At 71.2% G+C, this 14,673-nt stretch carries 11 protein-coding genes; 3 read left to right on the top strand and 8 right to left on the bottom strand.

All coding sequences use genetic code 11. The annotated features are described in order from the left end of the window. From DBV10_RS10125 to DBV10_RS10105, 5 genes are all read right to left on the bottom strand, one after another. The coding region (locus DBV10_RS10125; RefSeq protein WP_124513177.1) for a CHASE2 domain-containing protein at nucleotides 1-632 on the bottom strand (632 nt) is incomplete at its 3' end. A gap of 82 nt (nucleotides 633-714) precedes the next feature. Next, the gene (locus DBV10_RS10120; protein WP_233589878.1) at nucleotides 715-2,469 is read right to left on the bottom strand and encodes a FecR domain-containing protein; all 1,755 of its coding nucleotides are present in this window, start codon (nucleotides 2,467-2,469) and stop codon (nucleotides 715-717) included. A 76-nt stretch (nucleotides 2,470-2,545) separates the two neighbouring features. Next, nucleotides 2,546-3,244 (bottom strand): response regulator transcription factor, encoded by a 699-nt coding sequence (locus DBV10_RS10115; RefSeq protein ID WP_124513175.1) that lies wholly within the window; start codon nucleotides 3,242-3,244, stop codon nucleotides 2,546-2,548. Between the two features lie 158 nt (nucleotides 3,245-3,402). Further along, complete coding sequence (locus DBV10_RS10110; RefSeq protein ID WP_370451143.1) at nucleotides 3,403-4,473, bottom strand: formylglycine-generating enzyme family protein; 1,071 nt, start codon at nucleotides 4,471-4,473, stop codon at nucleotides 3,403-3,405. Further along, complete coding sequence (locus DBV10_RS10105; protein WP_124513173.1) at nucleotides 4,473-4,733, bottom strand: hypothetical protein; 261 nt, start codon at nucleotides 4,731-4,733, stop codon at nucleotides 4,473-4,475. The genes DBV10_RS10110 and DBV10_RS10105 overlap by 1 nt, the downstream gene beginning before the upstream one ends. A 192-nt stretch (nucleotides 4,734-4,925) precedes the next feature. On the opposite strand from DBV10_RS10105, the gene DBV10_RS10100 reads away from it, so the two are divergent. Both DBV10_RS10100 and DBV10_RS23330 read left to right on the top strand, forming a co-directional pair. Continuing rightward, nucleotides 4,926-6,908 (top strand): adenylate/guanylate cyclase domain-containing protein, encoded by a 1,983-nt coding sequence (locus DBV10_RS10100; RefSeq protein ID WP_158616815.1) that lies wholly within the window; start codon nucleotides 4,926-4,928, stop codon nucleotides 6,906-6,908. Between the two features lie 30 nt (nucleotides 6,909-6,938). Beyond that, nucleotides 6,939-10,334, top strand: coding sequence for a FecR domain-containing protein (locus DBV10_RS23330; protein ID WP_158616814.1), 3,396 nt, complete (start codon nucleotides 6,939-6,941; stop codon nucleotides 10,332-10,334). Nucleotides 10,335-10,448: 114 nt separating this feature from the next. On the opposite strand, the gene DBV10_RS10090 is transcribed toward DBV10_RS23330, so the two are convergent. Both DBV10_RS10090 and DBV10_RS10085 read right to left on the bottom strand, forming a co-directional pair. Further along, nucleotides 10,449-11,750 carry a tryptophan--tRNA ligase gene (locus tag DBV10_RS10090; protein ID WP_124513167.1) on the bottom strand — a complete coding sequence of 434 codons (1,302 nt, stop codon included), beginning with the start codon at nucleotides 11,748-11,750 and terminating at the stop codon, nucleotides 10,449-10,451. 33 nt (nucleotides 11,751-11,783) lie between these two features. After that, on the bottom strand, nucleotides 11,784-12,452 hold the full coding sequence (locus tag DBV10_RS10085) for a site-2 protease family protein (RefSeq protein ID WP_124513165.1): 669 nt from the start codon (nucleotides 12,450-12,452) through the stop codon (nucleotides 11,784-11,786). 241 nt (nucleotides 12,453-12,693) lie between these two features. Here DBV10_RS10085 and DBV10_RS10080 point away from each other — a divergent pair, with 241 nt between their 5' ends. After that, nucleotides 12,694-13,851, top strand: coding sequence for a methyl-accepting chemotaxis protein (locus tag DBV10_RS10080; RefSeq protein WP_124513163.1), 1,158 nt, complete (start codon nucleotides 12,694-12,696; stop codon nucleotides 13,849-13,851). Nucleotides 13,852-14,016: 165 nt separating this feature from the next. Here DBV10_RS10080 and DBV10_RS10075 read toward each other — a convergent pair whose 3' ends face one another. Then, entirely contained in the window at nucleotides 14,017-14,652 is a 636-nt protein-coding gene (locus tag DBV10_RS10075) for an L-threonylcarbamoyladenylate synthase (protein WP_124513161.1), read from the bottom strand. Nucleotides 14,653-14,673 lie beyond the last annotated feature (21 nt).

The raw sequence follows: 14,673 nt of genomic DNA, 5'->3' as shown, positions 1-14,673 counted from the left end.
GGGAGGGGGGGGCGGGGGCAGGGGGCCGCGCCCGCTTGCCGGGCCTGCACCACGCATTGCAGGGCCATGCTGAAGTGGTGCCAGGGCGCGGCGGCGGGGCCTTCGCGCAGGTACAGGCTGCGCACCACCCCGTCGCCGTCGGGGGCCACATGCACATGGCCCAGGTCGGCGGCCGCCTGGGCAAATGCGGGCCAGGGCAGGTCGGTGGCATTGCTGGTGGGGCCGTAGCCGCGCCGCAGCACGGGCAGCACCACCCGCCCGCTGCGCCGGATGGCGTCGGTGAGCAGCAGGTCGTCCTCGGGGTAGTCCAGGTCGGCCTCGTTGAACAGCACGTCCATGCCGATCACGCGCGGGTCCTGTGCCGAGATGCGTGCAATCAGCTCGGCGTGCAGGGCCCGGCGCCAGGGCCAGCGGCCGATGGCGGCAATGCTGGGGTCGTCAATGGCCACGAGCACGATGTCCGGGTGCGGTGGGCGCGAGACCAGGCGCAGCCCCGCGTCTTGCACCAGGTGGTTTGCTCGGCCCAGGCTTTCAGGGGGGCTGAGCCAGGCCACCAGCGCCAGCAGGACAGCGGCCAGCACCGCCCATTCCAGGCGGCGGCGGCGGCCGCGGCTGTGGGCAATGCTCAGCATGGGGCGGTGTCAGTGCCCTGCCGCACCTGGGGCGCGCGCGGGCCGAGCAAGTCGCGCAAGCTGCCCAGGCCTTTCCCGTCCTTCAAGGGCGCCCCACCGGTGCACCGCCGGGGGAGGACAGCGGCAGGCCGGCACCGGTGCGCAGGCCCGTGCCCACGCGGATCTTGCGGGGCGGCGAGAACTCGCTTTCCAGGCCGCTCCCGTCGAGCACCTGGATGCGCACCAGGTACTCGCCCGCAGGCAGGTTGCTGCCGGTCCAGCTGGGCGTGTCGAGCACGGTGCTCTGAATGGGTTGTTCAAATGCCGGGTCGGCGGCGGTCGCCAGCTGCAGCCGGAACCGCTGGCCGTCCCGTGCGGGCCAGTGCAGGCGCACGGTGGGGTCGCCGTCCTCGGCCTGCATGGCTTGCGCCGACAGTGTGGCCGGGCGCTCGGCCACGGTGAAGGGCTGCGGCGGTGCAAACGGGCCCTGGTCGGCCTGGCCTCCCTGCTCTGCGGGCAGCTGCAGCAGGCTGGCAATGCGCCAGAAGTAGTGGCCCACGGCCAGGGTGCCGATGGGCAGGCGGCATTCGTTCAGGCGCTGTTCGTCGCGCAAGGGCGTGGAGAACTTCTGGTCGGCCGCCACCTGCACGCGGTACCAGCGCACGCCGGGCACCTCGGTGCAGCGCAGCTCGGCCGAACCGCTGGGTACCACGGCGCCGGGGGCGGGGGACTGGTACAGCGGCGCCACGGGCCGTGTCTTGACGGTGAAGGGCTGCACGGCGGGCTGGCCGGCAATGCCGGCGTCGTCCACAGCCCGCACGGCCAGGTAGTAGCGGCCGTCTTCCAGCGCTTTCCAGCGCAGGCGCCCATCGGCAAAGCTGCCATGGCGCAGCACCTGGGTGAGTGCTTCGTCCTGCGCCACCTGGGCCAGGTAGCGTGTGGCGCCCGGGGCGGTGGGCAGGTCGATGGCCAGCAGGCCGGCGTCGCCCAGCGTGGCGGGCATGCCCGAGGTGTCGGGCGGGGGCAGCAGGGGGCGGGCCGCGCCCACGGTGCCATCGGTGGCCACGGCCAGGCCCTGGCCCGGCGCCAGCAGGGCGGTGGGGGCGGTCAGGGACGCGGCGGGGTGGCTGTCGGTGTCGCGCCGGGACTGCACGGCGACCGACCCATTGAGCACCGAGGCCGTGGTCTGGCCCGAGTCCGCCATGGCCACGCTGAAGTGGGTGCCGCGCACGCTGGTCACTGCCAGCGGGGTGCGGATTTCGAACCGGCGCAGGGGCTCGGTGCTGGGGGGCACGGTGGATTCCACGCCGCCTTTGTGCATCTCCAGCACCGACTGCACGCTGCCCGCGCGGCCGCGCCGGCGCAGTTGCCGCAGCTGCAGTTCGGACTGCGCCTGCACCCGGACCACCGTGCCGTCGGCCAGCTTGACGGCCACAAAGGATTCGGGGCCCACCTGCAGCGCCGTGCCTTCCTCGAGCTTGCCGCCGGGGCTGACGGAGACCGGGGCATCGCCCGTCCGTGCCTGTGCCGTGACGGCGCCCTGCACGAACTGCACGGTGGCCGATTCGCTGGGCTGCAGGCGCACCGGAATCCAGATCACCGAGCCCGGCTGCAGGCGCCGGGGGTCGGCCACCTTGTTGCGGGCCTGCAGCAGCGGCCACTGCCGGGGCATGGCCAGGTAGTCCCGGGCGAGTTTTTCCAGGGTGTCGCCTTCCTTGACGGCGTGGGCGATTTCATCGCTTTGGGGGAGGGGTGGGCCGGCCTGTGCGCTTCGGCCTGCAAGGCCCGTGAGGGCCGCCAGGGCCAGCGCGGCGGCGGCGCAGGGGGTCCAGCGGATGTGCGGGATGGTGGGGGTCAAGTCATGTCTCCTTCATGCGGCCCGGAACAGGCCATGCCGCTTGTGGCGGCGCCTGCGGGGTTCTTTCATGCCGGGGTCAGCCTTTGCGCTGGGCCTCGACGGCTTCAAAACGGTAGCCTACGCCATACACCGCCGTGACGATGAAACCATTGGCAGGGCGCAGGTCCAGCAGGGTGCGCAGGCGCGAGATGTGGGTGTCCAGCGAGCGCGACATGACATCGGCCACCTGGCCCCAGACGATTTCCTTGAGGTGGTCGCGCGACAGCAGCCGGCCCATGTTCTGGAACAGGAACAGCGCAAGGTCGTACTCGCGGTTCTTGAGGTCCACCGGCACGCCATCCATTTCGATGGCGCGGGTTTCGGGCAGAAACCGGTAGCGGCCAAACTCCAGCACGCTGGCCGCGTTGTCGGGGTAGGCGCGGCGCAGCAGCGCGGCCACGCGGGCATTGAGTTCGCCGATGCGCACGGGCTTGACCATGAAGTCGTCGGCCCCGCTTTGCAGGCCCTCGACGATGTCGCGCTCTTCCTGCCGGTTGGTCACAAACAGGATGGGCAACTGCGCCGCCACGTTCTTGCGCACCCAGCGCACCACCTCGGGCCCCGTGGTGTCGGGCAGGTGCCAGTCCACGATCAGCAGGTCGAAAGTTTCGCGGCGCAGCGTGCGCAGCAACTCGGCGCCCGTCAAATGCGTGTGGCAGACATGGCCCATCGCCTCCGTGGCCTGCTTGATCAGATCCAGCTGAAGCGCATCGTCGTCCAGAGCGGCTATGCGCATGGTTCTTCCCGTCGAAATTGCAGCCGGAAATTATTTGCGATATCCCTTGCCGGGCCTAGCGGTGCGGCGTGGGTGGGTGGATGGGTTGACATTTGTTAACTCTTTGTTGTTGGGGGCCGACGCTGGGGCCGCCGGGGCCGGTGCGTCGATGCGGTCCATCACGGTGCTGGCGGCCGGGGGGCTGCGGGCGGTGCGATCTCGCGCACCAACCGCATGCCGACCAGCGGATACCGCGTCTGCGGCGTGTTCCAGTTGCGATAGCCGCAGCGCGCGTAGAACGACCAGGTGTGCCACGAGCCGCCCCGGCGCACGCGCACGCTGCCTTCGGCCGGGCCTTGGGGGTCGTCGCGCGGCGAGGTGGCGTAGTAGCCGTCGTCATGCCAGTCGGCCACCCATTCCCAGGCGTTGCCGAGCATGTCATAAAGGCCAAAGGCGTTGGGGGCATAGCTGCCCACGGGGGCCGTGAAGGCGTGGCCGTCGCTGCCGGCCAGCGCATGCGGGCGCCAGCGGGCCCACAGGGGGGCGGCCTCCTGGTCGAAGGTGTTGGCCGCCTGCACCAGGCCTTGCGGGTTGTCGCCATGGGGGTAAAGGGTGCGGGTGCCGGCGCGGCAGGCGTATTCCCACTCGGCTTCGGTGGGCAGCCGGTAGTGGTGTCCTTCGGTGCGGCTCAGCCAGCGGGCCAGGGCCTGGGCGTCGTTCCAGGTGACGTTGACCACCGGGTGGTCGCTGCCTTGCGCAAAACCCGGGTTGCGCCACGAATAGCGGGGCAGGCGGCCCTCGAAGGCATCGCCCCGCCGCGTGGTGGCCGGGTCGTACTGGGGGTTGTAGCCGTAGCCCCCCGTGCCATCGGCTTCGGATTCGGGCTGGTAGCCCGAGGCCTCGACAAACTGCTGGAACTGCCCCACTGTGACTTCGTGCCGGCCCAGGTAGAACGCGCGGCGGATGCGCACCTCGTGCGCGGGCGCCTCGTCGGCCAGGTCGGTGAAGCGCTTGGTCTCCAGCAGCGGATAGGTTTGGGCCAGCATGTCCACCGGGGGCACGCCCCCCATCTGGAAGGTGCCGGCAGGCACCTGCACAAACGCCATGCCCAGGCTGTTGATCCAGGCCGGGGGCGCAGGGGGCTGTGCTGGCGGCGCGTGCTGGCAACCCGCCAGCAGCGCGGCCAGGGCCAGCAGGGCCCTGCCGCCATGCACGGCCGGGCCCGACATGGGGCGCGCGGTGGGTCGCATCAAGGCTTGTCAGGCAGTTCGCTCACGCATTCGAAGACCAAGCGCGAGCCGTCGTTGCGCAGCAGCTTGGCGTGCAAGGCCATGCGCTGGCACTCGCGGCTGGCGGCCGCGTGGGCCTGGGAGGTGTCCGGCCCATACACCGGCACGCTGAAGGTGCGGTCCCGGCCCGAGGCCATGGGGCCCGAGGGGTGGTAGGGGTTGGTGGCGTTGCAGCCGGCCAGCATGGCAAGCACAGAGACCGAGGCACACAGCAGTTTCATGGGGTTCTCCAGAACAGGTCCAGGCGCCCAGTTTAAGGGCCCCGTTGCAGGCGGCACCAGGGCCCGGTGGCGTGGGCCGCGCCCTGGGCGTTTTTCCGTGTATCCCCGCTGTGCATGCGGGGGAGGACGCACTACAGTGCACAGAGCCAGCAGGGCTGCATCGTTGCCAGGGCTGGCAGAAAAGGGGGCGGGATGGCAGGCACGCAAGCACCGGTCACACAAGACGCCTGGCGCGCCTGGACGCTCCGAATGCTGCTGTCGTTGGGCCTGCTGGCTGTGCTGCAGGCGCTGCCGGTGTGGGCGCCGCTGCAGCGGCTGGAATACGACCTGCTGGCCAGCTTCACGGCCCCGGTGCGGCCCGATGTGGGCGTGCTGGTGGTGGGGCTCGACGAGCCCAGCCTGGCGGCGCTGAACCGCAGCCCGCCCCTGCCGCGCCGCCTGCATGCGCAGCTGGTAGATGCCGTATCGGCCGCAGGCGCAGCCGCGCTGGGCATCGACATGCTGTTTGCCGCGCCCCAGACGCCCGAGGATGACGCCGTCCTGGCCGCCGCGCTGCAAGGGCGCATGCCCGTGGTGCTGGCCACGGCCGAGGTGGCGGTGCCCAGCTCGCAGGTGGCGCAGTACCGGCAGACCGTGCCCTCTGTCTTCCCCAGCGCCCGCCAGGGCAGCGTGGCTGTGGACCTGGACGGCGATGGCGTGCTGCGCCGCGCCCCGGTGCACGACACGGCGCTGTGGCGCGTGCTGGCCCAGGCCGCCGGGCGTGCTGTGGCCCCGCCCCCCGAGGGCGCGCTGCTGCGCTACTACGCGCCCGAGCTGCCCTTGCCCTATGCCCACTACACCCAGGCGCTGGAGCCCGCGCGCATGCTGGCGCCGGGCGCCCTGCAAGGCCGGGTGCTGCTGCTGGGGCAGAACACCCCGGTGGAGGGCGTGGACCAGTTCGCCACCCCCTTGCGCGTGCTGGGCGGCGGCACCCAGTCCGGCGTGCTGGTGCATGCCACGGCGCTGATCAACGGGCTGGCGGGCGACTGGGTCCGGCCCGCGCATCCCCTGGGGCCGTTCTTGCAGGCCGTGCTGGCGGTAGGCGCGGTGGTGGTGCTCACACGCCGCTGGCGCGGCGGCCGGGCCGCATGGCTCAGTGCCTTGTGGGCCTTGCTGGCCATGGGGGCCGGGCTGTGGGCTTTTGTGGCGGGCCTGTGGTGGAGCGCGCTGCCCACGCTGGTGGGCCTGGCGCTGCACTTCAATGTGGGGGCGGCCGACAGCTACTGGCGCGAACACCGCCGCCGCGAGCAACTGCGCGCCGACTTTGCCCGCTATCTGCCGCCCGCCGTGGTCGATGCGCTGGTGGCCGAGGGCGCGGCCCCGGCCCTGCAGGGCGAGCGCCGGGTGCTGACCCTGTTGTTCTCTGACCTGGCCGGGTTCACGGCGGCCAGCGAGTGCCTGCCGCCCGAGGCCGTGGCCCAGGCGCTCAACGCCTATTTTTCGCGCATGACCCGCACCGTGCACCAGCATGGCGGCACGCTCGACAAGTTCATTGGCGATGCCGTCATGGCCTTCTGGAACGCGCCCCTGCCCGAACCCGCCCATGCGGCGCGTGCGCTGGCCTGCGCCCAGGCCATGCAGGCCGAGATGGTGGCCCTGCGCGCGCAGTGGGCGGGCACGCCGTTTGCGCAGGTGCAGCTGCGCATCGGCCTGCACACGGGTGAGGCGGCGGTGGGCCACCTGGGCTCGCACGAACGCTTCACCTACACCGCTGTGGGCGACGCGGTGAACACCGCCGCGCGGCTGGAAGGGGCCAACAAGGCCTTTGGCACCGGCATCCTGCTCTCCGGCGCTACGCGCGCGGCCCTGCCCGCCGGGGCCCCGGAGCACGCGCGCCTGCTCTGGCTCGACACCGTGGTGCTGGCCGGGCGCAGCGCGGGGCTGGATGTGTACACCCCCTGCGACGACGCCGCGCTGGTGGCCACCAGCCAGGCGCTGCACCTCCACCTGCAGGCCGCCGAGTGGGGCCCGGCCCTGGCGCGCTGTGCCCAATGGCAGGCCCAGGCACAAGGGCATGCGCCGCAGTGGGGGCCGCAGGCCAACCAACTGGCCGCCCGGGTGCAGGCCCTGGCCGATGCCGCAGCGCAGGCCTGTGTTGTGCCGCTGCCGTTTGCGGCCCGGGCACTCGACAAATAGACCCCGACTTTCACGATGAAAGGCCACACCATGCCGTCACATCGCTTCTTTGGGTGGACCCCCTGGGGCCTGGCGCTGAGCGCGTTCGCCAGCCCGGCGGCCTGGGCGCAGTGCGCCGGCGTTGCGCCTGCGCCCGGCATGTCTGCGGCGCAGATCGTGGCGCTGGCAGGCCAGGGCCAGACCCGTGCGCCCGGGGTGGAGCCCTGGTCGCCCGCCGCGCTGGCACAGCAGCTCGGGGCCGGGGCCGACCTGCGCACCCTGGCGCTGTCGTCCGCCGCCCTGCTGCTGGCCGACCGCACGCAGATCCGCCTGTCGGCCAACGCCCAGGTGCGGCTGTGCGAATCGCAGCCCCAGCGCACGCTGCTGGAGTTGGCCGCCGGGCGCCTGTGGGCCCGCACCAAGAAAACCCCGGCCGCCTTGCAGCTGCAGACCCCGGCCGCCCTGGCCGTGGTGCGTGGCACCGACTGGGATGTGGAGGTGGACGCGCAGGGGCGCACCACGCTCACCGTGCTCTCGGGGCTGGTCGAGCTGTCCAACGCCCAGGGCAGCGTGCAACTGGGCCCGGCAGAGCAGGGCGTTGTGGAGCCGGGGCGGGCCCCCGTCAAGCGCGTGCTGGTCAACCCCCGCGAGCGTGTGCAGTGGGTGGCCGCCTACCCGGGCGACGCAACGCGCTGGGCGGAGTTCCAGCAGCCCGGCCTGGCCGGGCCGCTGGCTGCCGTGCGCGCCGAGCTGCAGGCCGGGCAATGGCCGCAGGCGCGCGCAAGGCTGCTGGCCATGCCAGCAGCGGGCGCGCATGCGGCGGTGGCGGCCCTGGTGCTGGCGGACCTGGATGTGGTCGATGGCCAGCTCGACGCCGCACAAGACCGCCTGGCCCAGGCCTGGCCAGGCACGCAAGACCCGCGCACCGCCGCGCGCCGGGCCGATTTGCTCATGGCCCTGGACCGCCAGGCACAGGCGCGCCACTGGCTGGACACCACCCGGGCCGTGGCTCCCCAGTCGGCCCCTTTGTTGCAGGCCGATGCCGACTGGCACCGCCTGGAAGGGCAGGCCGAGGCCGCCCTGGCGCTGTACCGCGAGGCCGTGGCCCGCGCCGAGGGGGATGCCGAGCGTGCCGCCGGCCTGTGGGGCCTGGGGCGTGCGCTGCAAGAGCGGGGCGACCTGCGGGCGGCCCGCGCGGCGCTGGCGCAGACCGTGGCCTTGGCGCCCGGCCACCCCGCCTACCGGGGCGAGTGGGCCACGGCGGCCACCGAGGCCCTGCAGCTGGCCGAGGCGCGCGCCGGGCTGGACGCCGCGCTGGCCCAGGCAGGCGACGACTACGTGAGCCTGGCCGGCGCGGGCCTGCTGGCCCTCAAGCAAGGCGATGCCGAGGCGGCGCGCACCCAGCTGCTCAAGGCCCTGGTGATCGAGCCGCGCTACGCCCGCGCCCAGGTCTGGCTGGCCGTGGCCGAATACACGCTGGGCGAGCGCGCCGCCGCGCTCGATGCGCTGGACCGCGCGCGCCTGGCCGACCCGCGCGACCCCTGGCCCTGGCAGATCGAAGCCATGCTGCGCAACGACAGCGGCGAGCCCGTGGCGGCCATCGCTGCCGCGCGCGAGGCGCTTGTGCGCCTGCCGTACCTCAAGTCGCTCAACCCCCTGGCGTCGGACAGCCAGGGCTCGGCCAACCTGGGCAAGGCACTGGGCGACTTCGGCATGGAGCACTGGGCCCGGGCCTACGCCAATGCCTCGTACTACCCGCTGTGGGCGGGCAGCCACTTCTTTTTGGCCGACCGGTACGAGAGCGACTTCAGCCGCCGCTCCGAACTCTTCCAGGGCTACCTCACCGACCCCACGGTGTTCGGCGCCAGCGACAAGCGCGCGCCGCTGATGCTGGCCACCGGCAGCGAATGGACGGCCGGCGCCAGTGCCGAACGCAACCCGCTGCGCCACAACGCCACGGTGGACCTGGGCCACCGGGGCCTGGCCGCCACCGGGATGCCTGTGGCCTGGCTGGTGCGCGCCAACGACGTGCAGATGTGGCCGCGCGAGGGGCCGCCCACCACGCGCTACCGGCTGTCGTCCCCCGGCATTGACCTGGCGGTGGGCGCCAGGCCCACCGAGAGCCTTGCGCTGTTTGCGCTGCATGGCGACACCACGCTGCGCTACCGGTTCCCGGACGGGCTCGACTTCGGCAACGGCATCGCCTTCACGGGCGGTGCCGAAACGCGCACGCGCCGCACCGACGTAGGGGCCTCGTGGCGCTGGTCGGCCGAGAGCCAGACCTGGATCAAGGCCCACAGCGGCCGCCAGACCGTGGGCCTGGTGCTGGACGACGCGCGCTGGGGCCCGCAGGGCTACCGCTACGCCAGCGACGAGCAGGGCCTGTTCCTGCGCCACACCCTGCTGTGGGGCCCGCACCGCCTGAGCCTGGGCTGGGAGCGGGTGGACCGCGACAGCGGCAGCGCCATTGCCGACGCCACCATCACCACGCCCAACCGGAACACCGAGCGCTACAGCATGCCCTGGGCGGCGGGCGAATGGCGCAGCGGCGCCTGGAGCTGGATGGCCGAGGCCTACGGGCCCCGCCTGGCGCTGCGGCAGAGCAACCGCTACACCGACACGGCCACGGGGCAGGACCTGCTGGACCCCATCGAGGATGGTGCGGTGCTCCGCCGCCGCCTGCTGCCCCGCCTGGGCGCCAGCCTGCGCCTGGGCCCTGGCCGGGCGCTGCACTGGGCCTACCAGGAAAGCCTGCGCGCACCCGGCACGCACACGCTGGCACCCGTGTCCACCGGTGCCATTGCGGTGGACAACCAGTACCTGCTGGCGGGCAGCTACGCGCGCAAGCACGCGGTGCAGCTCGATTGGGAGCTGGACGCCAGCACGTTCCTGGGGGCCAGCCTGTCGGGCCAGCGCATCAGCAACCCGGCCACGCGCAGCGGCAGGCTGTTTGCGCAGAACACCGGTGCGCTGTTCGACAACGTGGCCACCATCGCGCCCGTGGTGCTCAACGCGCAGACCACGCTCAACACCTATGAGCAGACGCCGGTCTTCGGCCAGGGCCAGCTGGTGCAGGCCAGCGTGTCCGCCAACCACCTGCTCTCGCCGCGCTGGAGCGTGCTGGGCAGCTACATCCACACCGAATCGCGCAACACAGGCGCGGGTTTGGCGGGCCTGCAGCTGCCCGGCTTTGCGCGCCATGTGGTGCTGGGCCAGACCACCTGGCGGCATGAGGGGCGCAGCTTTTCGCTGCTGCGCATGACCTGGCGCGGCACCCGCTATGCCGACGAGGCCCATACCGTGCTGCGCCCCCCGGGCTGGGGCCTGGCCCTGGCCCATGGCTGGGAATCGCTGGACCGGCGCTGGAGCTTCACCGGCACCGTGCAGACGGGCCTGCGCCAGGGCGAGCGGCCCACGCTGTGGGCGTTGGTGCGCTACAGGGATTGATGCCGTTTTGGGCTGTAGCGCTTGCTGGATAAGCGCTATAAGCTATTAAAAAATGAGCAAACGAAAAAGCCCCGGCCGGTGGCACGGGGCTTTGCAGCGGGGGGACGGAGGCGGTCAGGCGGCAGCCGCGTCGGCCAAGGCCTGCAGCGCGGCCGCGACTTCGGCGGCCTGGACGCCCTCCACCGGGGCCAGGCGCGGCGCCAGGGTGTGCAGTGCGGTGCTGTCCTTCTGCAGCTGGGCGATGGCCTGCCCGGCGTCCTTGGGCGCATCGAAGCCGGTGCTTTGCAGCAGCAGCCGGCCGTCCGCCGCCACGAGCTTGAAATAGAACTTGCCATCCGCCTCGCGGTACTGCTTGAACGCGGGCAAGGCGGCCTTGGCGGCCTTCACGGGCTTGGCGGCCGTGGTGGCCTGCGCCAGGCTGCGCAGGCCCACGGCCGAGCGCAGCTCGCGGATGAACGGCGTGGCCAGCGCGCGCGCGCGCTCAGCGCCGGCCAGCAGGGTCTGCTCGATGCGGGCCGGGTTGTGGATCAGCTCGTCGTACTGCGCGCGCATGGGGGCAATCACCTGGTCCACGCGCTCCAGCAGCACCTGCTTGGCATCGCCCCAGGCAATGCCGTCCGCATAGGCCTTGCGCAGCGCCTCGGTCTCGTCGGCCGTGGCAAAGGCCTGGTAGATCTGGAACAGCGCTGAGCCTTCGACCTCCTTGGCCTCGCCGGGCGCGCGGGAGTCGGTGAGGATGGAGCCGATGAGCTTCTTGAGCTGCTCGCGCGAGCTGAACAGCGGGATGGTGTTGTCGTAGCTCTTGCTCATCTTGCGGCCGTCCAGGCCGGGCAGCGTGGCCACATGGTCGTCAATGGCGGCCTCGGGCAGCACGAAGTGCTCGCCGTACAGGTGGTTGAAGCTCGCGGCCATGTCGCGCGCCATTTCGATGTGCTGGATCTGGTCGCGGCCCACGGGCACCTTGTGGGCCTTGAACATCAAAATGTCCGCGCCCATGAGCACGGGGTACATGAACAGGCCGGCCGTCACACCGTCGTCGGCATCGCGTTCGGCGGCCTGGTTCTTGTCCACGCTGGCCTTGTAGGCATGGGCGCGGTTGAGCACGCCCTTGCCCGTCACGCAGGTGAGCAGCCAGGTCAGTTCGGGGATCTCGGGGATGTCGGACTGGCGGTAGAACGTGACCTTCTCGGGGTTCAGGCCCGCCGCCAGCCAGCTGGCTGCGATCTCCAGCGTGGAGCGCTGGATGCGCGCCGGGTCTTCGCATTTGATGAGTGCGTGGTAGTCGGCCAGGAAGTAGAAGCTTTGCACGCCAGGCTGCAGGCTGGCCGCCACCGAGGGGCGGATCGAGCCCACAAAGTTGCCCAGGTGGGGCGTGCCCGTGGTGGTGATGCCGGTGAGAAAACGCGTGGTGCTCATGGGAACGAAGTCAGCAAAAAAGAGAGAGAAAAATTAACGCAGCAGGGCCGTCAGCGGCGTGAGCAGCAGGTTGATGGCGCTGTAGCCCAGCGCCATCAGCGGGCGCAGCCACAGCGTGCCCACCACGCCCGCAATCACCAGGCCCATCACGATGAAAAAGCCCCAGGGTTCGATGCGGGACACCATGTGCGCCTGCTTCCAGGGCAGCAGCCCCACCAGAATGCGCCCGCCATCGAGCGGCGGCAGCGGAAACAGGTTGAAGGCCCACATCACAAGGTTGACCATGACGCCCGCGCGCGCCATCTCCAGGAAGAAGCGCTCGTCCGCGCCAAAGCCCACCAGGCACACCAGCAGCACGGCCCAGGCGACGGCCTGGATGAAGTTGGACGCCGGCCCCGCCAGGGCCACCCACACCATGTGCTTCTTGGGGTTGCGCAGGTTGCCGAAGTTGACCGGCACCGGCTTGGCGTAGCCGAACAGGAACGCGCCCGAGGTGGCGAAGTACAGCAGCAGCGGCATCAGGATGGTGCCGACCGGGTCGATGTGCTTGAAGGGGTTGAGCGTGATCCGCCCCATCATGTACGCGGTGTTGTCGCCAAAGTGGCGCGCTGCGTAGCCATGGGCCGCCTCGTGCACGGTGATGGCAAACAGCACCGGCAGGGCGTAGATCAGAACGGTTTGGATGAGATTGGAGGTGTCCACCCCCGGATTGTCTCAGACCGCCTGCCGCCCCCGCCGCCAGGCGCGCGGTGCGCTGGCCACGGGCCCGCTGCCGGCCTGCCCGGTGTTTGCCCGATTGTGGGTTGTACGTATGCCGGCGGGGCCCCGGGCGGGGCGATCATTGCTAGCATCGGATGTTGCCCCCGGGGCCACGCTTGGCGGGCGGTGGCCGATGCCCGCAGGGCCCCAAAATCAAAACAACAGTTCTGGAGACTCTGAGCGCATGTTGAACCACCTGAAGATCGGAACGCGCCTGGTGCTGGCGTTTGGCAGCCTGGCCTTGCTGGTGCTGTTGTTGATGGCCATGGTGCTGTCGGGCGTTGGCGGGGCCGAGCAGGCCCTGCAGGGCGGGGCGGTGGGGGCGCAGCAGGTGCAGGCAGCGCAGGCGCACCTCAGCAGCGTGCGGGCGTGGGCCATCGGCTGCAGCCTGGTGGTGTTTGTGCTGGCGTTGCTGGCCGTGGTCAGCCTGCGCAGCAGCATCGTGGCGCCGCTCAACCAGGCCATCCTGATCGCGGAGACCGTGGCTTCGGGCGACCTGAGCCAGGAGTTCAACTCTGACCTGCAGGGCGATTTCGGCCGCCTGCTGGGCGCGCTGGGCACCATGGAGGACACGCTGACCGACCTGGTCTCGCGCATCAAGCAGGATGCCGATTCGATCAGCGCCTCTGCCAGCAGCATCGACCATGGCAACACCGACCTGTCGCGCCGCGCCGAAGACCAGGTGTCGTCGCTCACCGAAACCGCCGCCAGCATGGAGCAGCTCACGGCGACCGTGCGCCAGAACGCCGAACGCGCCAGTTCCGCCAGCCACCTGGCCGTGAAGGCCTCGGAGATCGCCGGGCACGGCGGCGCGGTGGTGGGCGAGGTGGTGCAGACCATGCAGGCCATCAGCGGCAGCTCGCGCAAGATCGTGGACATCATCCAGGTCATCGAAGGCATCGCCTTCCAGACCAACATCCTGGCGCTCAATGCCGCCGTCGAGGCCGCCCGTGCGGGTGAGCAGGGCCGGGGCTTTGCCGTGGTGGCCAGCGAGGTGCGCAACCTGGCCCAGCGCAGCGCGGTGGCCGCGCGTGAAATCAAGGCGCTGATCAGTGCTTCGGTCGAGCAGGTTGAAAGCGGCGCGGGCCAGGTGGGCCAGGCCGGCAAGACCATGGAAGAGATCGTGACCGCCGTGGGCCAGGTGAGTGCGCTGCTGGGCGAAATCTCCATCGCCCTGCGTGAACAGAGCGAGGCCATCGGCCACGTGAACCAGGCCGTGGCCCACATGGACGGCACGACCCAGGACACGGCAGCGCTGGTGCAGAGCGCCGTGGCTACGGCCTCCGCATTGACCGCTCAGGCGCGCGACCTGGAGCAAGCCGTGGGGGCGTTCAAGCTGTAAGCCGCGCTTTGAGCGGCTGTACGCGCCTCCACAAGGCGCACGGCCCTCGCAGGGCAATGAAGCACCACGTGCGCTCGGGTGTGTGGAGCTGAGCCAATAAATCACGCCGAGCCAGGCGCAGCGTTGGCCTGGTGGCAATCGACGGGGCGGGCGTGCCCGCGCGCCCTACAACCCCAGCGCCTGCAGGCTGCCACGCCCTTCGCGCACCACTTCGGGGTCGCCGCCCGCGCCCATGGGGGTGAGGTCCACCACGGTGGTGGGCTCCAGCGGGCAGGCGCCCGCGTCCACGATGGCGTCCAGCAGCTTTTCGTAGCGCGCGCGGATCTCCTGCGGGTCGTTCAGGGGCTCGCTCTCGCCTGCCGGGATCAGCGTGGTGGCCAGCAGCGGCGCGCCATGCAGCTCCAGCAGCAGCTGCAGGCCCTTGCGGTCGGGCACGCGCAGGCCGATGGTCTTGCGCGAGGGGTGGCTCACGCGGCGCGGCACCTCTTTGGTGGCTTCGAGGATGAAGGTGTAGGGCCCGGGCGTGCCCAGCTTGAGCAGGCGGTACTGGCGGTTGTCCACGCGCGCGTAGTTGGCCAGCTCCGACAGGTCACGGCACAGCAGGGTGAGGTGGTGCTTGTCGTCCACCTGGCGGATGCGGCGCAGGCGGTCCACGGCGTCTTTATCGTCCAGGTGGCAGACCAGTGCGTAGCTGGAATCGGTGGGCACGGCCACGATGCCCCCCTTTTGCAGCAGCGCGGCCGCCTGCTTGAGCAGCCGGGGCTGGGGGTTGTCGGGGTGGACTTCGAAATACTGGGCCATGGGCGTCTTGTCTTGTGCGCG

Source organism: Acidovorax sp. FJL06 (assembly GCF_003852545.1).
GTDB lineage: Bacteria > Pseudomonadota > Gammaproteobacteria > Burkholderiales > Burkholderiaceae_C > Acidovorax.
Note: the sequence above shows the minus strand (reverse complement) of the source record. Positions and strands in the feature narration are given on the sequence as shown.

Coding starts and splice junctions, on each gene's coding strand:
- DBV10_RS10115 (WP_124513175.1), bottom strand. CDS start 3,244: ATGCGCATAGCCGCTCTGGACGACGATGCGCTTCAGCTGGATCTGATC.
- DBV10_RS10110 (WP_370451143.1), bottom strand. CDS start 4,473: ATGCGACCCACCGCGCGCCCCATGTCGGGCCCGGCCGTGCATGGCGGC.
- DBV10_RS10105 (WP_124513173.1), bottom strand. CDS start 4,733: ATGAAACTGCTGTGTGCCTCGGTCTCTGTGCTTGCCATGCTGGCCGGC.
- DBV10_RS10100 (WP_158616815.1), top strand. CDS start 4,926: ATGGCAGGCACGCAAGCACCGGTCACACAAGACGCCTGGCGCGCCTGG.
- DBV10_RS23330 (WP_158616814.1), top strand. CDS start 6,939: ATGCCGTCACATCGCTTCTTTGGGTGGACCCCCTGGGGCCTGGCGCTG.
- DBV10_RS10090 (WP_124513167.1), bottom strand. CDS start 11,750: ATGAGCACCACGCGTTTTCTCACCGGCATCACCACCACGGGCACGCCC.
- DBV10_RS10080 (WP_124513163.1), top strand. CDS start 12,694: ATGTTGAACCACCTGAAGATCGGAACGCGCCTGGTGCTGGCGTTTGGC.
- DBV10_RS10075 (WP_124513161.1), bottom strand. CDS start 14,652: ATGGCCCAGTATTTCGAAGTCCACCCCGACAACCCCCAGCCCCGGCTG.